The organism is Achromobacter sp. ACM02, from assembly GCF_014851605.1.
Taxonomy (GTDB): domain Bacteria; phylum Pseudomonadota; class Gammaproteobacteria; order Burkholderiales; family Burkholderiaceae_B; genus Achromobacter; species Achromobacter aegrifaciens.
Genome location: NZ_JACUZY010000008.1, coordinates 224,259 through 248,204 on the forward strand (window position 1 = coordinate 224,259; position 23,946 = coordinate 248,204).

Consider the following 23,946-nt stretch of genomic DNA (forward strand, 5'->3'; position numbering starts at 1 on the left):
CGCACGCCCCTAGGTGCCGTAGCGGTCCAGGATCTTGCGGATATCGCGCACGCCCTGGCCGTCCGCGGTCAGCAGCGCGCGCGCGGTCACCGATTCCAGGTGGTGCTCCAGCAGATGCAGCACGTGCTTCTCGTCGCGCGCGCGCAGGCCCGCCACGATCTCCATGTGCTCGCTGACCGCGCATTCGCTCGAGTGCGGCCGGCCGTAAAGCGCCAGGATCAGCGAGCAGCGCGACACGATCTCGTTCACGTAGCGCGCATACACCGCATTGCCCGACAGCTCCGCCATCAGGATATGGAACTCGCCTGACAGCCGGATGGACTCGTTGGCGCTGTTGCGCTTGCGGGCTTCCTCCTCCTGTGCCACGTGCTGTTCCAACCTGGCCAGTCCAGCCTCGGTGATGTGCTGCAACAGCCGGCGCGCCACGTCGCGTTCCAGGCAGCGGCGCGCCTCGAAGATGTCGTGCGCTTCTTCCAGGCTGGGGCGGGCCACCGCGGCGCCGCGGTTCGGCCGCAAATCCACCAATCCTTCGCTGAACAGGCGCGTCAGGACGCTGCGGACGATGGTCCGGCTGACGCCGAAACGTTCGCCGATGATGTCCTCGGGCAGCTTGTCGCCGGGCAGCAGAGCCTGCTCGATGATGGCTCTGCGCAAATTTTTGTATACGATTTCGTTGCGGCTGATGTCTTTCTTGGCAGACTCGTCGGCCGCCGGCGCGAGGGACTTCATCTTCTTGTTGGCTCCTATGCCTGCGCGCTTTTCTGGGTGTTGGAATGGTCCGGCAGGCGCTGCCGGCGCGCATTTTTCTCTGTGCTGGAAAGCATACTACACCCGGGGCTAAGGGTTAGCGATAGCTTGTCTGCGAGATTGTGCGGAGTACATTGGCGACATAAATCGTATACAAATTTTTATACAAAACGGATCCTATTGTTCTTTAATGGTTCGATTGTTTGTATACAAATTCACAAAGGCTGATCCATGTCCGCTGTACCGCAGGCCGCCGCAACCGAGCCGTCCCTTTCCGCGCCTTACCGCCTGCTGGTGGTCAATGGCAACACCACGTCCGAACTGACGACCAGCCTGGCCAGCCAGGCCGAGGCCTTTTACGGGGACATGGTCCGCATCCATGCGGTCACCGCCGGGTTCGGCCCCGCCTACATCGCCAGCCGCGCGGAGGCGGCCGTTGCCGCCCATGCCGTGCTGGACGTCGTGGAGCGCGCGACAGGCGAGGCGCCTGACGGCGGATTCGACGCCTGCCTGCTGGCCTGTTTTGGCGAACCCGGCATCGGCGCGGTGCGCGAACGCCTGGACGTGCCCGTGGTGGGCATGGCCGAGGCCTCCATCCTGAGCGCCATGCAGCGCGGCGACCGCTACGCCATCGTGACGGTGGGCCAGCGCTGGCCCGGCATGCTGCGCGAACAGATCCGCCAGTTGGGGCTGGAGTCCCGCTGCGCCGGCATCCTGGCCCTGCCGGGCAATGCCCTGGACTACGTGTCGCGTTCGGCCGAGTCGGCCTTGCACGTCAGCCGTGCGCTGGACGCCGCAGTGGCGCAGGGGGCGGACGTGGTGATCGTGGCGGGCGCCGCGCTGGCCGGCTACCTGCCCAGCCTGCCGCGCCTGCCGGCCGTGCCCATCATCGATTCCTATCGCGCCGCCCTGGCCCAGGTGCTGGCGCTGGCGTCCCTGGAGCGCGCGCAGCGGTTGTCGCTGATCCGTCCGGGCGCGCATTCCTAGTCTTTTCGCCTTACCCACCGCGCCGGGCCCGACCCCGGCGAGTTCAGACCGATACACAAGGGAGAGTTGCAGCCATGAAGACTTTGCTCAAGTGGACCGCGGGCGCCGTGATCGCGCTGTCGGCCATCACGGGGGCCAGCGCCGCCAACACGCTGAAGTGGGGCGCGGCGCGGGACCTGGATTCGCTGGATCCGTATTCCTACGGCAGCACCTTCAACCTGGCGTTCCTGAACCATGTGTATGAAGCGCTGATCCGCTATGACGACAAGTTCAACATCACGCCCGCGCTGGCGGAGTCCTGGGAGACGCCGTCGCCCACGGTGCTGCGCTTTCATTTGCGCAAGGGGGTGAAGTTCCACAATGGCGCGCCGTTCTCGGCGGACGACGTGGTGGCGTCGATGACGCGGGTCTCGGACGAGGCCTCGCCGCTGAAGGGCAATCTGCCGGCCTTCAAGGCGGTGCGCAAGGTCGACGACTATACGGTCGACATCGAAATGACGCATCCGTATCCGCTGATGCTCAACGACCTGACCAATATCTTCATCTTCAACCGCCAGTGGCTGGTGGACAACAACAGCCTGAAGCCCACCGACGCCGCCAAGAAGATCGAAGGCTATGCCACGCATAACGCCAACGGCACCGGCCCCTTCAAGGTGGAGTCGTACCGCCCGGACACGCGCACCGTGCTGGTGGTGAATCCCGCCTGGTGGGACAAGCCGCGCCACAACCTGGACCGCATCGAATTCACGCCCATTGCGTCCGCGCCCACGCGGGTCGCGGCGCTGCTGTCGGGCGACATCAACTTCACCGAGAACGCGCCGCTGCAGGACCTGGACCGGCTGCGCGCGGCGTCCAACGTCAAGGTGCTGGCCTCGACCGAGCTGCGCACCTTGTACTTTGGCTTCAATCTGGGCGACAAGCTGGTCGGCTCCAACATCACTGACAAGAATCCGCTGAAGGACCTGAAGGTGCGCCAGGCGCTGTACATGGCGCTGTCGCCGGAGCTGATCCAGAAACGCGTGATGCGCGGCCTGTCGCGTACCACGGGCGCACTGGTGGCGCCGTCCATCCCGGGCTACGAGCCCAAGCAGGAAGAGCGCCTGCCGTTCGACGCCGCGCGCGCCAAGAAGCTGCTGGCCGAGGCCGGCTACCCGGACGGCTTCACGGTGTCGTTGCTCTGTTCGAACGACATGTTCGTCAACGAGGAGGAAATCTGCCAGGCCGCCGCCTCCATGTGGGCGCGCATCGGCGTGAAGGCCTCGCTGGCCAGCGGGCCGCGTTCCCTGCAGAACCCCAAGCGTTCGCGCGGCGAGTTCGACATCACCATCCACGGCTGGGCCAACGAGCCGCAGATCGACGCGCTGTCCATCCTTTTGCAGGTGATGCATAGCCGCAGCGGCCCGGCCGGCGTCTTCAACTGGGGCCAGTGGGGCGATCCGGCGCTGGACGCCAGGATCGACGCGGCCGCGGCCGAGATGGACCGTCCCAAGCGGGTGCAGATGATGGCCGACGTGCTGCAGACGCTGCATGACGACGCGCGCTTCCTGCCGCTGCACCAGCAGCCGATGGCCTGGGCCGTGGGCAAGAACGTGGGCGAGGTGCTGCAGATGCCGGACAACAAGGCGCGCCTGTGGACCGTGCGCATGCAGTAACGCCGCGGACCGCCGCCCGCCGGCGGTCCTGCGTATGACTAGGGTCTGAAGGGGAGCCGCACATGCTGGCATTCATAGTTAGACGGGTCTTCAACGCGGTCGGCGTCATGCTGGCGGTGGCGCTGATGGCCTTCGTGATTTTCCGGTTCGTCGGCGACCCCGTCGACATGATGCTCAACGAGCAGGCCTCGCAGACGCAGCGCGATGAATTGCGCGAACGCCTGGGTCTGAACGCCTCGGTGGGCATGCAGTTCGTGCACTTCGTGACCAACGCGGCGCAGGGCGAGTTCGGCATTTCCTACCGCAACCAGCAGGACGTATTTGCGCTGGTGGCCGAACGCTTCCCCGCCACGTTCGAACTGGTCCTGATGGCGACCCTGCTGTCGCTGGTCATCGGCGTGCCGCTGGGCGTGCTGACCGCCATCTACCGCAAGTCGCGCCTGGCGCAGGCGCTGCAGTTCGTTTCCATCCTGGGCATATCGCTGCCCAGCTTCGTGGTCGGGATCATGCTGATCCTGATCTTCTCGGTGCAGCTGGGCTGGCTGCCGGGCTTTGGGCGCGGCGACACGGTGAAGATCGGCTGGTGGACCACCGGCCTGCTCACGCCCTCGGGCCGCGCCGCGCTGGTGCTGCCGTCCATCACGCTGGCGCTGTTCCAGATCACGCTCATCATGCGCCTGGTGCGGGCCGAGATGCTGGAGACGCTGCGCACCGAGTTCATCAAGTTCGCCCGCGCGCGCGGCCTGCCGGATCGCATCGTGCATTTCCGGCTGGCTCTGCGCAACTGCCTGATGCCGGTGATCACCGTGACCGGCATGCAGATCGGCAACCTGATCGCCTTCGCGCTGATTACCGAAACGGTCTTCCAGTGGCCCGGCATGGGGCTGCTGTTCATCCAATCGGTCATGTTCGTGGACATCCCCGTCATGGCCGCCTATCTGGTGATCGTGTCCTTCATTTTCGTGGCGCTGAACACGCTGGTGGACATGATGTACGGCGTGGTCGACCCGCGCCTGCGCAGCCAGCACGTCAAGGGAGGCGCCAATGCTCACTAAGCCATTTTCCGCAACGGGGCAGGGCCGGCTTGCCCGCTTCCTGCAGAGCGACCTCTGGTGGAGTTTGAGGCAGGACTATGTGGCCATGGGCGCGGGCATCGTGCTGCTGGCGGTGGTGCTGCTGGCCGTGTTCGCGCCCTGGATCGCGCCGCAGAATCCCTACGACCTGGCGCAGCTGGACCTGTTGAACGCGGAGCTGCCGCCTGTGTGGGAGGCCGGCTCGGACTCGCAGTTCCTGCTGGGCACGGACACGCAGGGCCGCGATGTCTGGTCCGCCATCCTGTACGGCTCGCGCATGTCGCTGGTGATCGGGTTGGCCACGGTGGTGCTGTCGCTGGCCATCGGCCTGCTGGTGGGGCTGGCGGCGGGCTATTTCGGCGGCTGGGTCGACAACGCGCTGATGCGCCTGGGTGACACGCTGCTGAGCATCCCGACGATCCTGGTCGCGATTTTGGTGACGGCGGTATTCCGCCAGCTGTTGCCGCCCGGCATGCGTGAAACGTTGTCGGCCGTGATCCTGATCCTGGCCATCTCCATGACCAACTGGGTGCAATACGCGCGTACGGTGCGGGCTTCGGCCCTGGTGGAGCGCGGCAAGGAATACGTGCAGGCGGCGCGCCTGATCCGCGTGAGTTCGCTGCGCATCATGCTGACGCACATCCTGCCCAACACGCTGACGCCGGTCATGGTGACGGCCACCCTGAACCTGGGCCTGGCGATCCTGATCGAGGCCACGCTCAGCTTCCTGGGCGTGGGCATGCCGCCCACCGAACCGTCGCTGGGCACGCTGATCCGCCTGGGCAACCAGTTCCTGTTTTCGGGGCAGTGGTGGGTGGTGGTGTTTCCCGCGCTGTACCTGAGCCTGATCGTGCTGGTGGTGAACCTGCTGGGCGACTGGCTGCGCGACGCCCTGAACCCCCGCCTGCGCTGAACGCAAACCGACAAGAGTAGAACCATGGAAAACGCAACGCTGTATACCCAAGTCCGCCCGGCCGGCGGCGAGATGACCTCGGTGTTGGTGCGCGACGGCCGCATCCAGGCGCTGGGCGGGCCGGCGCCCGCCGGCGTGCCGGTGGTGGACGGGGGCGGCGCGCTGATGCTGCCGGGCCTGATCGACGCCCACGCGCACCTGGACAAGACCATGTACGGCATGCCCTGGTACCGCAACGAGGTCGGCCCGCGCCTGATCGACAAGATCGAGAACGAGCGCGCCGAGAAGAAGCGCCTGGGCATCGATCCGTACCGCCAGTCGGCCCGCCAGTTGGTGATGTCGATCGGCGACGGCACCAGCCATATCCGCAGCCATGTGGACGTGGACACGGACATCGGACTGGGCGCGATCGAAGGCGTGATGCGCGCGCGCGAACAGTATCGCGACCAGATCGACGTGGAGATCGTCGCGTTCCCGCAGAGCGGGCTGCTGATCCGCCCGGGCACGCTGGAACTGATGGATGAGGCCTTGCGCATGGGCGCGGAAGTGGTGGGCGGGCTGGACCCGGCCGGCATGGACCGCGATCCCAAGGGCCATCTGGACGCCATCTTCGGGCTTGCACAGAGGCATGGAAAGCCCATCGACATCCATCTGCACGAAGCGGGCGAACTCGGCGCGTTCTCGATGCAGATGACCATAGACCGGGTGCTGGCGCTGGGCATGCAGGGCAAGGTCACGCTGTCGCATTCCTTCTGTCTGGGCATGCCCGACACGCAGGCGGTGCAGGCCCTGACGGAAGGTTTGCTGAAGGCCGGTGTGCACATCATGACCACGGGCTCGGCCTCGCGGCCGGTGCCCAATGTGGCGAAGCTGCACGCGGCCGGCGTCACGGTCTGCACGGGCAACGACGGCATGCGCGATACCTGGGGTCCCTACGGCAAGCCCGACATGCTGGAACGGACCATGCTGGTGGGCCTGCGCAACAACTTCCGTCGCGACGACGAGCTGGATCTGGCGCTGCACGTGGCGACCTACGGCAATGCGCAGGTCATGGGCCTGTCCGACTACGGTTTGGCGCCAGGCTGCCACGCCGACTTCGTGCTGGTGGACGCCGAGACGGTGGCCGAAGCGATCGTATCGCGCCCGCAACGCAAGCTGGTCGTCAAGGGCGGGCGCGTGGTTGCGCGCAACGGCCGGGCGCTGGCGGAGGCGCCGTGATGAGCGCGCCGCAAGGCCCCATCCTGCTGACCGCCCGCTGGGTGGTGGGCCACGAGAACGGCCGCCATTGCCTGTACGAGAACGGCGAGGTGGTGTTCGAGGGCGACCGCATCGTCTACGTCGGCCACCGCTACCCGGGGCAGGTCGCGCAGCGTCGCGACTATGGCCGGGCGCTGATCGGCCCGGGTTTCGTGGACCTGGATGCGCTGTCCGACCTGGACACGACCATCCTGGGCTTCGACAACTCGCCCGCCTGGAAGAAGGGCCGCATCTGGCCCGAGACCTACATGAAGCGGGGGCCGTACGAGATGTACACGGCGGCCGAACTCGCATTCCAGAAGCGCTACGCGTTTGCCCAGCTGATACGCAACGGCATCACGACGGCGCTGCCGATCGCGTCGCTGTTCTACCGCGTGTGGGGCGAGACCCGCGATGAATTCCTGTCTGCGGCCAATGCCGCCGGCGAGCTGGGCCTGCGCGTCTACCTGGGACCGGCCTATCGCAGCGGCCATACATATGTGGACGCCGGCGGCACGATCCGCTGTCATTACGACGAGGCGCGCGGCTTGGCGGGACTGGAGGCGGCCCTGGCCTTCTGCGACGAAATCGAAGGCCGTCACAACGGCCGCGTGCGCGCCATGCTGTCGCCCGACCGCATCGAAACCTGCACGCCTGCGCTGTTGCGCGCATCGGCTGCGGCGGCGCGCGAGCGGAATATCCCGATCCGGCTGCATTGCTGCCAGTCACGCCTGGAGTACGACCTGGTGCTGGAGCAGCATGGCATGAGCCCCCCGGAATGGCTGCAAAGCCTGGACTTCCTGTCCGAGCGCGCTTTGCTGCCGCATGGCACTTATGTGTCGGGTTCGCGCCATATCGAGCGGCCCGGGCGCGACCTGGAGATCATCCGCGACGCCGGCGCCAGCATCGTGCATTGCCCGCTGGTGTCGGGGCGACATGGCGCCACGCTGGAATCGTTCGCGCGCTACCGCAAGCTGGGCGTGAACATCGGCATGGGCACGGACACCTGGCCGCCCGACATGGTCCTGAACATGCAGGTGGGCATGATGCTGTGCCGGGTGGCCGACGGCTCGACCGAGGCGGTCCGCTCCGAGGACTACTACGACGCCGCCACCGTGGGCGGGGCTGACGCCCTGGGCCGTCCGGACCTGGGCCGGCTGGCCGTGGGCGCCAAGGCCGACATCGTGGTGTTCGATTTTTCGCACGACCGCAACGGCCAGCTGATCGATCCCATCCAGACGCTGATGGTGAGCGGCAGCGGGCGCGACGTATCGCAGGTCGTGATCGACGGCCGCTTCGTCATGGTGGACGGGCGGATCCCCGGCTTCGATGCGCGCCTGGCGCAAGAGCAGGCGCAGACGCAGTTCGACGGGCTGGTGGCCCGCTACCCTGACCGCACCTGGGGGCATCCGCCGGCCGAGCAGATTTTTTCCTCCAGCTATCCGCGTCCCGCAAGGAGTCCGTCATGATGGCCCTCGTTTCCAACTCCACGCAGCCGCCGGCCGCGGCCAACACCGCGCCGACCCTGTCGGTGCGCGGCCTGTCGGTCGAGTTCCCGACGCGCCACGGCGTCCTGGTTGCCACACGCGACATCAGTTTCGACATCCAGCCGGGCGAGATCCTGGGCATGGTCGGCGAATCCGGCGCCGGCAAGTCGCTGACCGGCATGGCGGTGATCGGCCTGCTGGAGCCGCCCGGGCGGCTGGGCGGCGGCGAGATCCACCTGGCGGGCAGGCGCATCGACAACCTGCCGCCCAAGGCGCGCCAGCGTTTGCGCGGCAAGGAAATCGGCGCGATCTTCCAGGATCCGCTGACCAGCCTGCATCCTCTGTTCACGGTGGGCGACCAGTTGGTCGAGACGATCCGCCACCATGACAAGGTGAGCGCCCAGGCCGCGCGCCAGCGGGCGCTGGAGCTGCTGCTGGCCGTGGGCATCCCGGCGGCGGACAAGCGCATCGATCACTATCCGCATCAGTTCTCCGGCGGCATGCGCCAGCGCGTGGTGATTGCGCTGGCCCTGGCGGCGCGGCCGGCGCTCATCATCGCCGACGAGCCCACCACGGCGCTGGACGTGTCGGTGCAGGCGCAGATCACGGCGCTGTTGCGGCGCTTGTGTCGCGAGCAGGGCACTTCGGTGCTATTGGTGACGCACGACATGGGCGTGATCGCCGAGACCGCGGACCGCGTGGCGGTGATGTATGCGGGGCGCATCGTCGAGATCGGACCGGTGCTGGACGTGCTGCGCCGCCCGGGCCATCCGTACACGCAGGGCCTGATGAATGCGATTCCCGGCCTGCGCCAGCGCGCTGCCCGGCTGAACCAGATCGACGGCGCCATGCCGCGCCTGCACGCCATGCCCGACGGCTGTGCTTTCCACCCGCGTTGCTCGATGGCGGGGCCGCGTTGCGGCCAGCAGCGCCCGCCGCTGGCCGCATCTCCGGCCGGCGCCACCGTCAGCGCCTGCTGGCTGCATCAAGGAGGAGTCGCCCATGCCGCTTAACGATGATGTGTTGTTGCGGGCCGATGACCTGGCCTGTTGGTTCGACGTGTCGCCGCCCTGGCTGGAACGCACGTTGTCGCGTCAGCCCGAGCAGACCTTGAAGGCGGTGGACGGGGTGTCGCTATCCGTGCCGTGCGGTACAACTTTGAGCATTGTGGGCGAATCGGGCTGCGGCAAGTCCACGCTGGCGAAGCTGCTGGTTGGGCTGGTGGCGCCGACGCGCGGAACGCTGCGCTACGGGCGCAACCGCAAGGGCGGCGTGCTGCATCCGCAGATGATCTTCCAGGACCCCTACGCCAGCCTGAATCCGCGCTGGCGGGTGGGCAATATCGTGGCCGAACCGATCACGACGCTGGGCTTGCGAGCCACGCCGGCGGAAACGCGACGGAGGGTGGACGAGCTGCTGGAACTGGTTGGCCTGTCCGCCAGCGACGCCGGCCGCTTTTCGCACGAGTTTTCGGGCGGCCAGCGCCAGCGGATTTCGATCGCGCGGGCGCTGGCGACGGAGGCGGAATTCCTGGTGTGCGATGAACCGACCTCGGCGTTGGATGTGTCGGTGCAGGCGCAGATCCTGAACCTGATGGGGGATCTGCAGAAGGAGTTCGGGCTGACTTATGTGTTCATCAGCCACAACCTGTCGGTGGTGCGGCAAGTGTCGGACAGCGTGGCGGTGATGTATCTGGGGCGCATCGTGGAGCAGGCGCCTGCGGATCAGCTGTTCGACTCGCCACAGCATCCGTATACGCGGATGCTGCTGGATACGATTCCGGACCTGGATGATCCGCGGCGGGATCGGGAGCCGATGGGGGGTGAGGTGCCTAATCCCATCTTGCCGCCGTCGGGGTGTACGTTTCATCCTCGGTGTTCGATGGCGCGGGAGCAGTGCAAGGTGGAGGCGCCTGTGGTTGTCGGGGTGGGCGGGCGGCAGTTACGGTGTCATGCCGTGACGTGGGATGTAGTGCGCGCCGCGTGATCTGGTCGAAGATCGGTTCTTAGGGCGCCAACCGCGCCGTGGATGAGCCGGTTTCAGTCGGATCTGAGTGCTTCAATCGGACTCAATTTCGAGGCTGCAAAGGCGGGGTAGATACCGAAGAAAAATCCGGTCAAAAGCGACATGCCGAACCCGAGAAGTGCCGCCAGAGCCGATAGCGTAGGCTCCCAGCCTGTGAACCACGCGTAGAGCACGGAGGCGAACATGCCGAGCAGGGTGCCTGCTCCGCCTCCCACGAACGAGAGGCTGACTGCCTCCGTGACGATCATTGTCATGACGCCCCACTGGTCGGCGCCGATGGCCATGCGCAGCCCGATCTCGCGGCGTCGTTCGGCGATACCGGCCAGCATGACGTTCATGATGCCAATGCCGCCAACAAGCAGCGAGATGCAGGCCACTCCACCCAGCATCCATTTGAACATCTGCCCTTGCTGCCGCATGCCGTCGAGCAGCAGCAGCGCTCCCTGCGCCTGGGCGTTGCTGCCCTTGCGCTGAAGAAACGAGGAGACCTCGGTGAGCGCATGCAGAGGGTCGTGGCCCTCGGCAACGCGCAGCAGGATGTTGGATAACGCTCCGGTCGCGGAGTTCGCGCGGCGATCCGCCTTGATCGGCAGAATCAGGGCGTTGTCGAGATCGAACGGCAGTAGTGGGTTGCGTGGAGCACTACGCAGGACTCCCACGACCGTATAGCGGTAGTTGTCCATGCGGATCTCATCGCCCAGCGCCAGCTCTGTGCCGCCGCCGACGAGTTGCGTAGCCAGATTCCCTCCGACCACCACCACGGTGTTCAATCCATCCCGGTGGGAAATGAATCGGCCGCGGGCGAGTTCCAGCCGAGCTGCGGTCATCAGGTGTTCCGTGGTGCCAATGGCCGTCGCGTCGAGCAACTTTCCTCCTGTGCCGGTCTTGACTGGCGTCGTCGATAGCGGAGCGGCCAGGGAAACCCCAGCGATACTCTTTGCCATTTCTTGTGCGTCTTCGCTCCTGAGTGGAGGGGCTTTGCGCTGTCCGCCGAGGGTGGGGCTGTCCTGAACAATGATGAGGTCCGTCCCCATCGACTTGAATTGGCGCGCAGCCTCGTCCGAGGTGTTCTCTCCGATGTTCAAGAGCGCCACGACGGCCGCAGCGCCGATGGCTATGCCGATCAGGGAAAGCAGGGTGCGTTGCCGAACCGCGCGCATATTGTCGATGGCATCCTCGACAATGGCGCGCAAGGAGCCGGTTGCGCGCGGGAAATTCATCCACGCCATGGCGCACTCTCGCGAACAACGACCCGCCCGTGACTGACCACGATTTCCCGCTGACACTTGACGCTGATGGCAGGGGCGTGGGTCACGATGACGACCGCGACGCCGGACTCCCGGCTCAGTTCGCCCAGTAGGCTGAGAATGTCCTGCGCCGCCTTCTGATCAAGGTTGCCGGTGGGTTCATCGGCGAGCACGAGCTGCGGCGCTCCGACCAGGGCCCGCGCAATGGCGACTCGCTGCTTCTGTCCGCCGGATAGCGAGTCCGGCAGGTGCTCCGCGCGATCGGCCAACCCGACGCGCTCCAGCCAGCGCTGTGCCCGTCGGCGGCGCTCGGACTTGCCGATGCCGCGGTAGAGCAGGGGAAGGCCGACGTTGTCGAGTGCGCTCATGCGTGGCAGCAGATTGAAGGCTTGGAATACGAATCCGATGTGGCGATTGCGCAGGTTGGCTCGCGTCTTCAAGTCCGCATCATGCACGGGCTTCCCCCGGTAGAGCACGGCGCCGCTATCCGGCGCGTCGAGCAACCCCATGATGTTGAGCAACGTGCTCTTGCCCGACCCGGAGGCTCCGATGATGGCGCACATTTCGCCAGCGCCGACCTCGAGGCAAACGTCTTGCAGCATAGGTACTGTACCGCTGCCATTGTGGTAGGCCTTGCTGATCCGATCCAGTTTCAGCATTTCAGTTTCTTGTCTGCACAGGCGCCCTGCCGATACGCGCTGGGCCGCCTGACTCGGGATTCGCGGCGCTCCGGGTTTCTATGCGAAGGTTGCAGGTCATTCCGACGCGCAGCTTCCCTCGCTGCTCCTCGCTCAATGCCGGCAGATCGACGCTCACGTCGAACAGGGCGCTGCGGACGCCGTTGCCGCTTTGGATGGCCTGTGCCGAGATACTGGCAAGGTGTCCTAGGAGGGGGGCGATCTCCTGTGAATCGATCCACATTTCCACAGGCATGCCTGTGGCGAGGCCGACGACGTCCGCTTCGTCGACCCGGGCCGACACGCGCAGCTTGCCGGTAAGCGCGACGTTGAACAGTAGCTGACCCTTCGTGATCCGGCTTCCCGCATCAAGTGTCGCCGGCGCCTGTCCAGAGGATGCTGGCGCCTTCGACAGAATGCCGGAACGCGGCGCGGCGATGCGTGCCAGCAGCGCGCTCCTGGCCAAGTCGTCGTGCTTCGCCCTGGCCTGCTCATACTCGATTTTGGCGATTTCCATGCTGCTCTTGTCGGCTTTTTCCTGGGTGGCCTTCAGGTCATCCGCTGCCGCCGCCAACTGGGCTTTGAAACCGGTGAGCTGTTCCGCCACGATGTCGTACTCGTTCCGGGCGAGAATGCCCTTCTTGACCAGCCCGTCGGTTTCCCGCACTTTGCGCTCAGTTTGTTCGACCTGCTGGCGGGCCAGCACGAATGTGCGTCTCGCCCGCGAGACTTCGGCGCCACTGTCCCAGCGCTCAAGTTCCTGCATGGTCTTGGCGGCCTTGAGCATCGCCACCCTGGCTTCCTGGACGCGTTGGTTCAAGTCCGTTGGGTCCAGTATCAGCAGCAACTGATCTTGCTTGACTTCCGTGTCGAACGAGAAGTGCCTTTCTTTGATGACGCCATCGAAAGGGGCCGAAACGCCGAGCGTTTCGTTGGCCTCGATGGTGCCGATGACGGAAATGTAGGCCGGGGTGGTGGGTGCCATGATTGGCGTCATCGAAGCCGATGCGGCTGCACTCGCTCCAGATGAGGCCGTCGGCGGAGCCGCGTCGGGGCCAAACGTTTTTCCAAGCAGCACAGCGACCAAGAGGGCCGCCGAGCTACCGGCGGCCAGCGTGGGAATTTTGGTGTGCCCCGCGCGCCGCGCTGCGGCTGCTGGTGCGACCGAGGGGAGCGGGGTATCGAGCAGAATCAACCAACGGCCATCAGCTTCGGCGCCGGGAAGCCGTTCGCAGTGCACGAACAGCCGTGTGGCGTGATGGTGTCTTTCTCGAGCACTGCCGCCGCGCGGCGGTGTGCCGAACCGTGAGATCAACGTGCTCGCGGACGTTGCGTCAGCGATATCGAGCAATGTCGCGATGGCCGGCTGGCCGATGAGCGATACACTCGGTAGCCGCAGAAGCACCTCCGCCTCGATGTTGAGTGATTCGATGATGCCGACGGCGCTCACGACCACGAGGCCGACCTGCCGGGCTGACGGCATGGACTCTTCAGTTCTCATAGCCATTGGTCTGGATGATGGGGATGCTCCAGACGTCGAGGGTCTTGCCCATGCGTTCGTCCAGTTCAGTGAGCGTGTTCAGGTACGTGATCTGCGCATTGAGGCGGGCGTTCTCGGCATTGCGCAGGTCGTTCTCGAAGGACAGCACCTGGAAGTTCGACGATTGGCCGACCTGTAGCTTTTCCTTCTCCGCCTCAAGCTTCTGCCGGGACAAGTCGCGGGCCTTGATCGAGAGTTCCAGTTGGCGCCATCGGGTTTGGACATTGCGCGTGGCATCGCGGATTCGGTGCTCCACCGTTTGACGCGTTTCAAGCAACTTGAGTTCTTGGGTGTGCAGATCTACGGAGGCGCGCACCTCGGGTTGCTTGATGGAGCGGTCCCCGAAGGGGATGGTGAGCTGCAGGCCCGCGTAGCTGCCGCCGGTCCGGGCGCCGGACGCCTGAATGTCCATGGCTCCCGGCGACGCGCCGCCGCTCCGGACCTGGGTTCTGGTGGCCACCAGCGACAAATCCCATAGCTGCTGGTTCTTGGCATAGTCCAGACTGATCTTGGCCCGTTCGACCAGGATTTTCATGGAGAGGTAGTCGGGCTGAAGCGTGAGCGCCGTTTCCAGGGCGCGCGTCGGGTCGGTAGGACGCCAGTCCACGCTGGTTGGAGCGGTCGCGTATAGAGGTGTGCGCGGCTCCAGAGCAAGCAACGCTACAAGGGCCAGTCGGGCCGCGTCGATCTGGTTCTCCGCTTCTTCCAGCGCCACTTCCCGATTCGCGACTTCGGCCTGCGTTTGCAGGATCTCCACCTTGGCCATGCGTCCTGCCGCAATCAACGAGCGGTTGACCTCGTACAGGTCTTTGTTGCGTGCCAGGGCTGCCTCGGCGATCACCTTCTGTTCCTGGGCGCGCAGGAGCTCGCGGTAGGCGTAGATCACCTGCGCGACGGTTTGGGATAGCGTTGCCTTGAGTGCTAGCCGGCTGATTTCATCATCGAGGCGCGCGATGCGGACTGAGGCCCTGTTCGCATCGATGCCAGCATTTTTCAGCAGGGGCTGGCTCAGCGTGACCGATGTAGACGAAGATTTGCCTGCGGTGCTCCTGCCCTGGACATTGGCGATAGATACGGTCGCCCCGGTCGGCAAGGTGACCGACGCGTTGGTGTTCAGGTCTTTCGCGTTGCTGGAGGTACCGTTGACTTTGCTCGTCAATGCGGACGTTGTGAGCAGCAGTTTCGGGTAGAACTTCCCTTCGCTGACATAGAGATCGAATTTCTGGCTGATGCGCTGGACGTAGGCGCTTTTCACCAACCTGTTGTTCCTCACCGCCAGCGCGATGGCTTCTTCCAGGGGAAACGCGAACGCACTTTGCTGCTGTTTGGCTTGGTACTCGGAATAGAGAACATCGGCACCGAACACGGCGTCGCACGTCAAAAGAAACAATCCGGTCAGCGCGGCCGGGAGGTAGCGCTGAGGGTTATGTGTCTTGCGCTGAGAATGCGTGTGCGTGGCATGAAAGAAGTCAGAAAAGTCCCATTTTTCGCTCGCTTTTTGGACGTAAGGCTCGCAATCCTTCAATCTAGTATCAGGCGACAAGTTAGGACGCAGTTCTATCAACGTAGCTTTCCGGGGCGTAGGTGCCAAGAACATTGAGCAAAAATGCTTCAAGGGGCGGCACTTCCTATATTGATTGGGGATGCAAGTGAATATTCAGTCTGGCTATAGCGTTCTTTCGTTCCAAGGCGCAGATCGAGTGGGCTTTTCGAGACCGAGTTCGACTACGGCGAAATCGACGTCGATGGACGTGGCGGGTTTAGGGGGATTCGATTCTTCGAACACACAAGTGAGCATTTCCGATGCGGCGCGCAAGCGCTCGAACCAGGCGGGGACCGCGACGCAGGGCCGCACGGCGATTCAGGAAAAGTGGTTGAATTCCGCAGCTTCCGACCCGCAATACGCTGAACAGTTCGCGTCTGACATGGTGAACATACCCAGCACGATCTGGTACGACATTCGCGACCAGCTTGCACCGGGAAGGGGAGGGGAACCGTTGAATAAGCTCTCTTCCGGGCGCATCATCGACGAAGCCTTCAAGGAAAGGTTTTCCAAGGAGGCCGCCGTGATTGACGCGCAGCGCAAGGCGATATACGACTCCGAGAAGGCAAAGGGTACTCCTGCAGATCAGATTCTTGCCAAGCTCTTTGACCATACGAACTCGCAATCCGAAGACTACCTTGAGGCCAGTGGCTGGCTCGCACCGGCGGGCTGAAAGGCCGCGTAGTTGCAGATTCATCATTCACGGCGAGCCGGGGTGAGACCCATTGCCCGCTCGCCGAATGCCGGATCAGTCGTCGTAGTTCACCGACACGTTGGCGGTGCCATCACCCACCAGGGGCGACATCGTGCCATTGCCAGCGACGCGTGCTTGGAAGCGGACAGGCGTGTTGGCCTTGACACCTTTGCCTTTGAAACTGACCGAGCCCGAGCCCCTGGAGGTCACGTCGGTGCAGTTGGTGCCGCTGTTGTCGCACAGCAGCACTTGGAAGCCTGCCGGGCGCGGAAAGCGATAGCCGTAGCTGTAGTACACCGTGGTGATGGTTGCAGTGCTCGGGGGACTCCCGAGCACGGGCGGTGCCACGGTGTACCAGTGATTCTTGCTGTAGATGGTCGGCATGACCGCGGAACTCGAGTAGGCGCCCTCAGCCATGGCGTTCTGGGCGAACGCCGCGAGTGTCAGGGAGGCGACAGCTAGCACAGCACGTTTCTTGAATGTCATAAGACGACTCCAGTGCGTGATATTGAGTTGATGGAACAGGTGCGAGCAGATCTGGACGAATCCCTCGCGTAATCCGACCATGTCAATTCGTGAATTCCTCCTCGCGCGAAAAATGACATGGCGAACGCAGGCTATCTGATAGGCATCAGCTGCACATCTCTACAAAAGACTAGGTGCATGAATGGCGATGTCGTGCGTCAGAGCCCAGATAGAGCCGTTTCGCTTACAGGCCTAATGGCGTGACAATCCGTCAGCAAAGAAACGTGCGACAGCTACACGTGCTGCGGGGGGCTGCAATCCGCAGACGATCTTCCGAGATCCGTACGCGAGCTTGAATCCGCCCTGGTGCGTGGACAACATTGTGGTCCGAGGCGATCACGACGCAGGGTCTGAGGGGGGGGCAGCGGCCGAGACGCGGCGCGGGGTCAACGAGTTGCTTCCGCCGGATGGGTGGCGCGCGCGAACGGATCTCGATGCGTGAACGGCTGCTCGCCGCGCGCCACCCATCACCGCCCACACCCCAGATGCAGGTGCCATTAGCAAACGGTTCCCCGCATTCGCGCAAGCGCAGACAGCCACGACGCCCATCAACACGTATGCTGCTTGCGGCCGCCCGCGCGGCCGCAAGCAGCGGGCAACGCAAGACTCGCCACCAACCACAGGTCTAGCAGCGCAACAGGCCAAGAATTCGGTAGCTCGCCGGCGCGGGCGCCTTGGCGGCGAGCAACCTCGATGCGCCCGAGGGAATCTGAAGGGAGGGCCGCAGGCCCGGACGAAGATGACGAAGGGGCAGTCCGGAGCGAACGCTCCGGACCGCAAGCGTGGGCGCTCGCCCCTCAGGCGCCCGCGCCGGCGAGCGGCCTACGAAGAAGCCCCGACGCCCGCCACTACAACAGAACCTGCAAACAGACCTACTTAGCGTAGACCAGGTCCCGCAAACCCAGCGACAACCCCGGCCAATAAGTAATGACCATCAGGCAAACAATCACCACCCCCACAAACGGAATCAACGGCTTGATCAACCTCTCCAACGGCAACTTGGCCACTGCGCAAGCCGCGAAAAGATTCACGCCGAACGGCGGCGTAATCATCCCCAGCGCCAGGTTCACCACCATGATGATCCCGAAGTGCACCGGCTCCACGCCGAATTTCAGCGCCACCGGCAGCAGCAAGGGCGCCAGCACCACGATGGATGCCGAGGTTTCGATGAACATGCCGATCACGAACAGCGCCGCGTTCACGCCCATCAGGAAGGTGAACTTGGTGTCGAAGATCTGCGCCAGCCACACGCCCAGCGCGTCCGGGATGCCCGCGCGGTTGAGCAGGAAGCTGAAGATGCCGGCGTTGGCGATCACGAACATGATCACCGCCGTCGACACCACCGACTTGTGCAGCGTGGCGGACAGCTGCTTGAAGCTCAGGCGGCGGTAGATGAACTTGCCCACCACCACCGCGTACATCACTGCCACCACCGAGGCCTCGGTCGGCGTGAACACGCCGCCGTAGATGCCGCCCAGGATGATGACCGGCATCAGCAGCGCCAGCCAGGCGTTCTTGAACGCCGGCCACAGCGGCAGGCGGCCTTCGCCGTCGCGCTTGCCCAGGTTGTTGCGCTTGGCGTAGAACCAGACGTAGAACATCAGCGCCACGCCGATCAGGATGCCCGGCATGACGCCGGCGATGAACAGTTCGCCGGTCGAGGTGTCGGTGGATACCGCGAACAGGATCATCGGGATCGAAGGCGGGATGATCACGCCCAGTTCCGCCGCGCTGGCCTGCAATGAGGCCGCGAAGGGCGCGGGGTAGCCGTGCCGGATCATGGCGGGAATCAGGATCGCGCCCACCGCGAAGGTGGTGGCCACGCTGGAGCCGGCCACGGCTGCGAAGATCATGCAGGTCAGCACGCAGGTGCAGGCCAGGCCGCCCTGGATGCCGCCCACGACGCTCTTGGCGAACTCCACCATGCGTTCGGAGATGCCGCCGGCTTCCATCAGGTTGCCGGCCAGGATGAAGAAGGGGATGGCGACCAGCGGGTACTTGTCCAGCGCGGCGAAGAGTTGCTGGGCCACCACCACCCAGGGCAGGCCGGCGGCGCCGACTCCCGCGAGGCTGGCCAGGCCGATCGACACGGCGACCGGCACGGACAGCCCGAAGAAAATCAGCATCGAGACAATCATTAATTGGGACATGGCGATATCTGCTGCTTATGTTCTGTGGGGGGGGCGGCTCAGCCTTGCGCGTCGTTGCGCACAGGCACGTCGTCTTCTTCGCCGGCGCACCATCGGGCCAGCACGGCGATGGCGGCCAGGGTGGCGCCCACGGGGATGGCCAGGTAGATCCAGGAAATCGAAATGTCCAGGCTCGGCACGGTCTGGAAGCGCACGCGGTAGGTCATGTTGCCGCCAATCCAGGCCAGAAAGCCGAGGAATCCGGCGCAGATCAGGCCGATCACGGCTTCGAGCACGCGGCGGCGCGTGCCGCCCAGCAGGTTGCGCAGCAGTTCCACGCTGATCATGGCGCCGTGGCGAAAGGCCAGGGCCACGCCCAGCAGCACGGTCCAGATCAGGAGGGCGCGGGTCAGTACCTCGCTCCAGTCGGCCGGGGAGTGCAGCACGAAGCGCGCGATGACTTGGTAGAAGGCGGCGGCCGCGGCGGCCACCAGCAGCAGTTGGGCAAGGACCGAGACCAGTTTGAACAGGCCGCGGTCGAAGGCGCAGAGCAAACGCATGATGAATCCCGTTGGCGTTGTACGCAAAGGATGGGAACAAAAGCGGCGGGACCGGGATCCCGCCGCCAAGGGGATGCGCCCCGGATCGGGGCGGCCCCTGCTTACTTGGTGTCGCGGATCGCGTCGATCAGCTTCTTGTCGAACTTCTTGTAGTACTCGGGGTAGGCAGGCTCGACGGCGGCGGCGAAGGCGGCGCGGTCCACTTCGGTCACCTGCATGCCTTCCTTCTTCAGTTGTTCGACGCCCGTCTTCTCGATGTTGTCCACGTAGGCGCGCATGGCCTGGGCGGATTCCTTGCCAGCCTTGTCGAAGTTGGCCTTGTCCGCGGCCGACAGGCCCTCGTACACGTTGGCCGACATCAGCACCAGGGCCGGGCCGTAGACGTGGCCGGTCAAGGACAGGTATTTCTGCATCTGCGACAGCTTGGCCGAGGTGATCACCGACAGCGGGTTCTCCTGGCCATCGATGGTGCCTTGCTGCAGGGCGGTGGCGACTTCAGGCCAGGCCATGGGCGTCGGCAGGATGCCGATCTGGCGGAAGGCCGTAATGTGGATCGGGTTTTCCGTGGTGCGGATCTTCAGGCCCTTGGCGTCGGCCGGCGTCTTGACCGGGCGGACGTTGTTGGTCAGGTGGCGGAAGCCCTGTTCGCCCCAGGCCAGGGCGATGATGCCGCGGCTGGGGAACTTTGCCAGCATATCTTGTCCGATCTTGCTGTCGAGCACGTTGCGGGCGTGCGGCAGGTCGCGCAGCAGGAAGGGGATGTCGAACACGCCGGTTTCGGGAACGAAGTTCAGCGTGGCGCCGGTGGACACGATGGCCAGGTCGATGGTGCCGATCTGCAGGCCTTCGATCACTTCGCGTTCGCCGCCCAGCGCGCTGTTGGCGAATTGCTGTACCTTGTACTTCCCGCCCGTGGAGGCTTCGATGGACTTGGCCAGCGCGTCGGCGCCGGCGCCATAGTGCGAGGACGTGGACAGCGCGTAGGCCATCTTCAGGGTGTTCTGCGCCACGGCGGGCAGGGCGGTTGCGGCCGTGCAGGCGGCCAGTATCGTGGCGGCAAGCCAGGATTTACGCATCGTCTTCTCCAGGTTTTGAGTATCTTTATGGGTGGCTTAGCCTCCCGCCCCGGGATGATATCGGGATTCGGCCCCGATCTAGGCCGTTGGTTAACATTGTGGAATGATGGATTTCCCTGATACGTCACGGGCCAGGCGCCCAGGTTTTTGGTCCACCTTGCGCCAGGGCGCCAGGATGATGATGCGCGACGCCCGCGCCGGGGAACTGCGGCTGCTGGTGCTGGCGCTGGTCGTGGCGGTTGCCGCGGTGACCAGCGTCGGCTTCCTGGCGGACCGGGTCGGCCGGGCGCTGGAGCGCGACGCCGGGCAGATGCTGGGCGCCGACTTGGTGCTGGACGCCGACGAGCCGGTGCCAGCGGTCTTCATGGATCAGGCCCGCGAACGCGGTTTGGCCGTCTCCAGCACCTGGCAGTTTCCCTCCATGGTCGGAGCCGGAGACGGCGCCCAACTGGCTGCGCTGAAGGCGGTGGAGCCGGGCTATCCGCTGCGCGGCGCCCTGCGCGTGGCGGGCGCACCGTTCGAACCCGATGCCCCGACTCGCGATATTCCGCCTGAAGGGGCGGTCTGGGTGGACGCCCAATTGCTGTCCCTGCTGAACCTGAAGGTGGGCGACACGCTGAACGTGGGTGACGCCCACCTGCGGGTGGACCGCGTCATTACCTATGAGCCGGACCGCGGCATGCAATTCGTCAACGTGGCGCCGCGGGTGCTGCTGCGCGCCAGCGATCTGCCCGCCACCGGCCTGATCGCGCCGGGCAGCCGCATCGGCTACGCCATGCTGGTTGCGGGCCAGCCCGACGCCGTGGCGGGCTACTCGACGTGGCTCAAGCAGAATCTGAAGCGCGGCCAGAAGGTTGCCACCCTGGAGTCCGGCCGGCCCGAAGTGCGCCGCACGCTGGACCGGGCGCAGCGCTTCCTGTCGCTGGTCGCGCTGCTGGCGGTGCTGATATCGGCCGTGGCCGTGGCCCTGGCCGCCGGCCGCTACATGACGCGCCACCGCGACGGCATCGCGGTCATGCGCTGCCTGGGGGCGGTGCAGTCGCAAGTGTCGCGCATGCTGACGCTGGAGTTCACCCTGGTCGGCCTGTTCTCGTCGGCCGCGGGCTGCCTGCTGGGTTATGCGGTGCATCAGGTGCTGGTCATGCTGCTGGGTTCGCTGATCGATACCAGCTTGCCTGCGCCCTCGGCCATCCCGGCCTTGCAGGGGCTGTTGACCGGCCTTTTGCTGTTGCTGGGTTTTGCCTTGCCGGCGCTGGCCCAGCTGCGCCACGTGCCGCCGGCCCGGGTGCTGCGCCGCGACGCCGACGCGCTCAGCGCGCGCAGCGCCCTGGGCTATGTCCTGGGGGCCGCGGGCTTCGCGCTGCTGATCTGGTGGTTTGCCGGCGACGCCAAGCTGGGCGGCGTGGTGGCGGGCGGCTTCTTGGGAGCCTTCGCCGTGTTCGCGCTGGTGGCCTGGCTCTGCATCCTGGGCCTGGCGCGCGTGCGCCGGCTGGCCGCCGGCCTGCCGGCGCTGCGTTTCGCGCTGGCTGGCGTAGTGCGCCGGCGCGCCGCCACCATCACCCAGGTGTGCGCTTTGGCGGTGGGCCTGATGGCGCTGTTGTTGCTGACCATGACGCGCACCGACCTGATCCAGGGCTGGCAGCGGACCTTGCCGCCGGACGCACCCAACCGTTTCCTCATCAATGTGCAGCCGGACCAGCGCCAGGCCGTGACCGACGCGCTCACCCGCGAAGGCCTGGGCCGCATCACGCTGGCGCCGATGGTGCGCGGGCGGCTGATCGCCATCAACGGCAAGCCCGTGGGGCCGGACGACTACGAGGAGCCCCGCGCCAAGCGGCTGGTGGACCGCGAGTTCAACCTGTCCTATGGCGACGAATTGCCGTCTTCCAACCGTATCGAGCAGGGCCGCTGGCTGGAGCCGGGCGCGTCCGAGGTGTCGCTGGAGTCAGGCCTGGCCAAGAGCCTGGGCCTGGCGCTGGGCGACAAGATGACCTTCGATGTGGCGGGGCAGCAGGTCGAGGCGGCAGTCACCAGCACCCGACGGGTCGATTGGGATACGATGCGCGTCAATTTTTTCGCCATCCTGACGCCCGCCGCGTTGGCCGACATGCCCCAGAGCTGGATCACGTCCTTCTACCTGCCGCCCGAAAAGGCCTCGGTCCTGCCCGCGCTGGTGCGCGAGTTCCCGAACCTGACGGTGTTCGACGTAGGCGCCATCCTGCAACAGCTGCAATCAGTACTGAACGAAGTGGGGAAGGCCGTTCAACTGTTGTTCCTGTTCACGCTGGCCGCCGGCGTGCTGGTGCTGTCCGCGGCGCTGACGGCCACGCGCGACGAGCGCATGCGCGAAGCCGCCGTGCTGCGCGCTCTGGGCGCCACCCGTAGCCAGCTGGCGCGCTCCCAGCGCATCGAGCTGTGGGCCGTGGGTGGCCTGGCTGGTCTGCTGGCAGCGGCCGGCGCCACCGCAATCGCTTGGGCTTTGTCAACGCAGGTCTTTGATTTCACTATTACTCTTAGCCTTTGGCCGTGGCTGGCGGGCATCGCCGCGGGCATGTTGGGCGCCTGGGCCGGCGGCGCCCTGGCCCTGCGCGGCGTGTTGCGCACGCCGCCCCTGGTCACCCTACGAGAAACCTGATGCCGACGCGCGTCCATACGATTACCGAACCCGTGGAAAACTCCAGCAGCATTTTTGACCTACTTGGCGGCGAGCCGGGCGTGCGCGCCCTGGTGGACCGCTTCTATGACCTAATGGACATGGAGCCCGACCTGAAGGAGCTGCGGGCGGCCCATGGTCCCAGCCTGGACCAGGCGCGCGACAAGCTGTTCTGGTTTCTTTGCGGTTACTTTGGCGGCCCGGACCACTATATAGAACGCTTCGGCCATCCCCGGCTGCGCGCCCGCCACCTGCCGTTCTCGATCGGTGAGGTCGAGCGCGACCAGTGGGTGACCTGCATTGGCCGGGCCATGGAAGACCAGGGGATCGAACCGGCCCTGGTCGAACGCCTGCTGCAGTCCTTCTACGGCGTAGCCGACTGGATGCGCAATCGTGAAGGCTGAAGGCGATTCCCGATCCGGCGAACGGCGCCAGGCCTGGTCCGGCCCCCTGGGCGGAGCCATGCTGAGCGATCCCTCGCGCCTGACAGAAGCCGGCCCGGACCTGTTCAACCCGGCGCACTATGGCGATCGGGCGCGGCCGGTGGATGCCGGCGGACGCCAGGCCGCCTGGTTCGTGCAGGGGGCGGGCTGGCAGGGCGTGCTGCGCCGCTACCGCCGCGGCGGGATGATCGCGCGCATCAGCCGCGACGCCTATCTCTGGAACGGCGAGGCCCGCACCCGCAGCTTTCGCGAATACCGCCTGCTGGCCGCCATGCGCGCCCAGGGCCTGGCGGTGCCTGCGCCGCTGGCCGCCGCCTATTGGCGGCAAGGCCCGATCTACCGCGCCGCCATCGTGGTCGAGCGCATTCCCGGCGTGCGGCCGCTGGCCCACATGCTGGCCGAGCCGGTCTGGCAGGTGGCGGCCGAGGCCATCGTGCGCATGCACCGGGCGGGCGTCTGGCATGCAGACCTCAATGCCTTCAACATCCTGGTGGGCAGCGACGGTCGCATCTGGCTGATCGATTTCGACCGCGGCACGCAAGGTTCCCTGTCCGACCGCCAGCGCGAGGCCAACCTGGAACGCCTGCGCCGTTCGCTGCGCAAGGTCGCCGGGGAAGAGGGCGAGCGCTTCTGGCTGCGCCTGCGCGACAGCTACTGGACGGCCTGGGGCGTGGGGATCCAGCCCTGATCCCGGCGGGGGCGGCCAAATGCCGCCATCTGGCCCAAATCGCGCCAATCA

At 65.5% G+C, this 23,946-nt stretch carries 21 protein-coding genes; 12 read left to right on the plus strand and 9 right to left on the minus strand.

Annotated features, from left to right (window positions below):
* Positions 1 to 9: 9 nt before the first annotated feature.
* The gene (locus IB258_RS24160; RefSeq protein WP_054451138.1) at positions 10 to 729 is read right to left on the minus strand and encodes a GntR family transcriptional regulator; all 720 of its coding nucleotides are present in this window, start codon (positions 727 to 729) and stop codon (positions 10 to 12) included.
* Between the two features lie 249 nt (positions 730 to 978).
* Between IB258_RS24160 and IB258_RS24165 the strand changes: the two genes are divergently transcribed.
* From IB258_RS24165 to IB258_RS24200, 8 genes are all read left to right on the plus strand, one after another.
* The gene (locus tag IB258_RS24165) at positions 979 to 1,734 is read left to right on the plus strand and encodes an aspartate/glutamate racemase family protein (RefSeq protein ID WP_054451139.1); all 756 of its coding nucleotides are present in this window, start codon (positions 979 to 981) and stop codon (positions 1,732 to 1,734) included.
* Positions 1,735 to 1,808: 74 nt separating this feature from the next.
* Entirely contained in the window at positions 1,809 to 3,386 is a 1,578-nt protein-coding gene (locus IB258_RS24170) for an ABC transporter substrate-binding protein (RefSeq protein ID WP_119450508.1), read from the plus strand.
* 62 nt (positions 3,387 to 3,448) lie between these two features.
* Complete coding sequence (locus IB258_RS24175; protein WP_054451141.1) at positions 3,449 to 4,441, plus strand: ABC transporter permease; 993 nt, start codon at positions 3,449 to 3,451, stop codon at positions 4,439 to 4,441.
* On the plus strand, positions 4,431 to 5,372 hold the full coding sequence (locus tag IB258_RS24180; protein WP_192353299.1) for an ABC transporter permease: 942 nt from the start codon (positions 4,431 to 4,433) through the stop codon (positions 5,370 to 5,372). The genes IB258_RS24175 and IB258_RS24180 overlap by 11 nt, the downstream gene beginning before the upstream one ends.
* A gap of 24 nt (positions 5,373 to 5,396) precedes the next feature.
* Positions 5,397 to 6,590, plus strand: coding sequence for an amidohydrolase family protein (locus IB258_RS24185; RefSeq protein WP_054451143.1), 1,194 nt, complete (start codon positions 5,397 to 5,399; stop codon positions 6,588 to 6,590).
* A complete protein-coding gene (locus IB258_RS24190) occupies positions 6,590 to 8,077 on the plus strand; it encodes an amidohydrolase family protein (RefSeq protein WP_054451144.1) in 1,488 nt (495 codons plus the stop codon). Before IB258_RS24185 ends, IB258_RS24190 begins: the two co-directional genes overlap by 1 nt.
* Complete coding sequence (locus tag IB258_RS24195; RefSeq protein ID WP_225590496.1) at positions 8,074 to 9,108, plus strand: ABC transporter ATP-binding protein; 1,035 nt, start codon at positions 8,074 to 8,076, stop codon at positions 9,106 to 9,108. Before IB258_RS24190 ends, IB258_RS24195 begins: the two co-directional genes overlap by 4 nt.
* The gene (locus tag IB258_RS24200; RefSeq protein WP_192353300.1) at positions 9,098 to 10,081 is read left to right on the plus strand and encodes an ABC transporter ATP-binding protein; all 984 of its coding nucleotides are present in this window, start codon (positions 9,098 to 9,100) and stop codon (positions 10,079 to 10,081) included. Before IB258_RS24195 ends, IB258_RS24200 begins: the two co-directional genes overlap by 11 nt.
* Positions 10,082 to 10,134: 53 nt before the next feature.
* Here the strand turns inward: IB258_RS24200 and IB258_RS24205 are convergent, their stop codons facing one another.
* From IB258_RS24205 to IB258_RS24220, 4 genes are read right to left on the minus strand one after another with little or no spacing between them, the layout of a single operon-like run.
* Complete coding sequence (locus IB258_RS24205) at positions 10,135 to 11,349, minus strand: ABC transporter permease (protein WP_192353301.1); 1,215 nt, start codon at positions 11,347 to 11,349, stop codon at positions 10,135 to 10,137.
* On the minus strand, positions 11,337 to 12,026 hold the full coding sequence (locus IB258_RS24210; protein ID WP_192353302.1) for an ABC transporter ATP-binding protein: 690 nt from the start codon (positions 12,024 to 12,026) through the stop codon (positions 11,337 to 11,339). Before IB258_RS24210 ends, IB258_RS24205 begins: the two co-directional genes overlap by 13 nt.
* A gap of 1 nt (position 12,027) precedes the next feature.
* Entirely contained in the window at positions 12,028 to 13,545 is a 1,518-nt protein-coding gene (locus IB258_RS24215) for an efflux RND transporter periplasmic adaptor subunit (protein ID WP_192353303.1), read from the minus strand.
* Complete coding sequence (locus IB258_RS24220; RefSeq protein ID WP_192353304.1) at positions 13,535 to 15,109, minus strand: TolC family protein; 1,575 nt, start codon at positions 15,107 to 15,109, stop codon at positions 13,535 to 13,537. The genes IB258_RS24215 and IB258_RS24220 overlap by 11 nt, the downstream gene beginning before the upstream one ends.
* Positions 15,110 to 15,374: 265 nt before the next feature.
* Between IB258_RS24220 and IB258_RS24225 the strand changes: the two genes are divergently transcribed.
* Positions 15,375 to 15,800, plus strand: coding sequence for a hypothetical protein (locus tag IB258_RS24225; RefSeq protein ID WP_156337312.1), 426 nt, complete (start codon positions 15,375 to 15,377; stop codon positions 15,798 to 15,800).
* Between the two features lie 75 nt (positions 15,801 to 15,875).
* Here the strand turns inward: IB258_RS24225 and IB258_RS24230 are convergent, their stop codons facing one another.
* From IB258_RS24230 to IB258_RS24245, 4 genes are all read right to left on the minus strand, one after another.
* Positions 15,876 to 16,307 carry a flagellar protein FlhE gene (locus IB258_RS24230; RefSeq protein WP_054451152.1) on the minus strand — a complete coding sequence of 144 codons (432 nt, stop codon included), beginning with the start codon at positions 16,305 to 16,307 and terminating at the stop codon, positions 15,876 to 15,878.
* A gap of 911 nt (positions 16,308 to 17,218) precedes the next feature.
* Positions 17,219 to 18,496: a TRAP transporter large permease gene (locus IB258_RS24235; RefSeq protein WP_192353305.1), complete on the minus strand. Its 1,278-nt coding sequence runs from the start codon at positions 18,494 to 18,496 to the stop codon at positions 17,219 to 17,221.
* Between the two features lie 38 nt (positions 18,497 to 18,534).
* Positions 18,535 to 19,035 carry a TRAP transporter small permease gene (locus IB258_RS24240; RefSeq protein WP_054451154.1) on the minus strand — a complete coding sequence of 167 codons (501 nt, stop codon included), beginning with the start codon at positions 19,033 to 19,035 and terminating at the stop codon, positions 18,535 to 18,537.
* Between the two features lie 101 nt (positions 19,036 to 19,136).
* Positions 19,137 to 20,111 (minus strand): TRAP transporter substrate-binding protein, encoded by a 975-nt coding sequence (locus tag IB258_RS24245; protein ID WP_054451155.1) that lies wholly within the window; start codon positions 20,109 to 20,111, stop codon positions 19,137 to 19,139.
* Between the two features lie 103 nt (positions 20,112 to 20,214).
* Here IB258_RS24245 and IB258_RS24250 point away from each other — a divergent pair, with 103 nt between their 5' ends.
* From IB258_RS24250 to IB258_RS24260, 3 genes are read left to right on the plus strand one after another with little or no spacing between them, the layout of a single operon-like run.
* Entirely contained in the window at positions 20,215 to 22,746 is a 2,532-nt protein-coding gene (locus IB258_RS24250; protein WP_175162651.1) for an ABC transporter permease, read from the plus strand.
* On the plus strand, positions 22,746 to 23,168 hold the full coding sequence (locus IB258_RS24255; protein ID WP_054451157.1) for a group II truncated hemoglobin: 423 nt from the start codon (positions 22,746 to 22,748) through the stop codon (positions 23,166 to 23,168). Before IB258_RS24250 ends, IB258_RS24255 begins: the two co-directional genes overlap by 1 nt.
* Positions 23,158 to 23,895, plus strand: coding sequence for a 3-deoxy-D-manno-octulosonic acid kinase (locus IB258_RS24260; protein WP_370539855.1), 738 nt, complete (start codon positions 23,158 to 23,160; stop codon positions 23,893 to 23,895). Before IB258_RS24255 ends, IB258_RS24260 begins: the two co-directional genes overlap by 11 nt.
* The last annotated feature ends 51 nt before the right edge of the window (positions 23,896 to 23,946 follow it).

Coding starts and splice junctions, on each gene's coding strand:
- IB258_RS24255 (WP_054451157.1), top strand. CDS start 22,746: ATGCCGACGCGCGTCCATACGATTACCGAACCCGTGGAAAACTCCAGC.
- IB258_RS24235 (WP_192353305.1), bottom strand. CDS start 18,496: ATGTCCCAATTAATGATTGTCTCGATGCTGATTTTCTTCGGGCTGTCC.
- IB258_RS24165 (WP_054451139.1), top strand. CDS start 979: ATGTCCGCTGTACCGCAGGCCGCCGCAACCGAGCCGTCCCTTTCCGCG.
- IB258_RS24180 (WP_192353299.1), top strand. CDS start 4,431: ATGCTCACTAAGCCATTTTCCGCAACGGGGCAGGGCCGGCTTGCCCGC.
- IB258_RS24190 (WP_054451144.1), top strand. CDS start 6,590: ATGAGCGCGCCGCAAGGCCCCATCCTGCTGACCGCCCGCTGGGTGGTG.
- IB258_RS24205 (WP_192353301.1), bottom strand. CDS start 11,349: ATGGCGTGGATGAATTTCCCGCGCGCAACCGGCTCCTTGCGCGCCATT.
- IB258_RS24250 (WP_175162651.1), top strand. CDS start 20,215: ATGATGGATTTCCCTGATACGTCACGGGCCAGGCGCCCAGGTTTTTGG.
- IB258_RS24160 (WP_054451138.1), bottom strand. CDS start 729: ATGAAGTCCCTCGCGCCGGCGGCCGACGAGTCTGCCAAGAAAGACATC.
- IB258_RS24200 (WP_192353300.1), top strand. CDS start 9,098: ATGCCGCTTAACGATGATGTGTTGTTGCGGGCCGATGACCTGGCCTGT.
- IB258_RS24240 (WP_054451154.1), bottom strand. CDS start 19,035: ATGCGTTTGCTCTGCGCCTTCGACCGCGGCCTGTTCAAACTGGTCTCG.
- IB258_RS24170 (WP_119450508.1), top strand. CDS start 1,809: ATGAAGACTTTGCTCAAGTGGACCGCGGGCGCCGTGATCGCGCTGTCG.
- IB258_RS24195 (WP_225590496.1), top strand. CDS start 8,074: ATGATGGCCCTCGTTTCCAACTCCACGCAGCCGCCGGCCGCGGCCAAC.
- IB258_RS24215 (WP_192353303.1), bottom strand. CDS start 13,545: ATGAGAACTGAAGAGTCCATGCCGTCAGCCCGGCAGGTCGGCCTCGTG.
- IB258_RS24210 (WP_192353302.1), bottom strand. CDS start 12,026: ATGCTGAAACTGGATCGGATCAGCAAGGCCTACCACAATGGCAGCGGT.
- IB258_RS24245 (WP_054451155.1), bottom strand. CDS start 20,111: ATGCGTAAATCCTGGCTTGCCGCCACGATACTGGCCGCCTGCACGGCC.
- IB258_RS24175 (WP_054451141.1), top strand. CDS start 3,449: ATGCTGGCATTCATAGTTAGACGGGTCTTCAACGCGGTCGGCGTCATG.
- IB258_RS24185 (WP_054451143.1), top strand. CDS start 5,397: ATGGAAAACGCAACGCTGTATACCCAAGTCCGCCCGGCCGGCGGCGAG.
- IB258_RS24230 (WP_054451152.1), bottom strand. CDS start 16,307: ATGACATTCAAGAAACGTGCTGTGCTAGCTGTCGCCTCCCTGACACTC.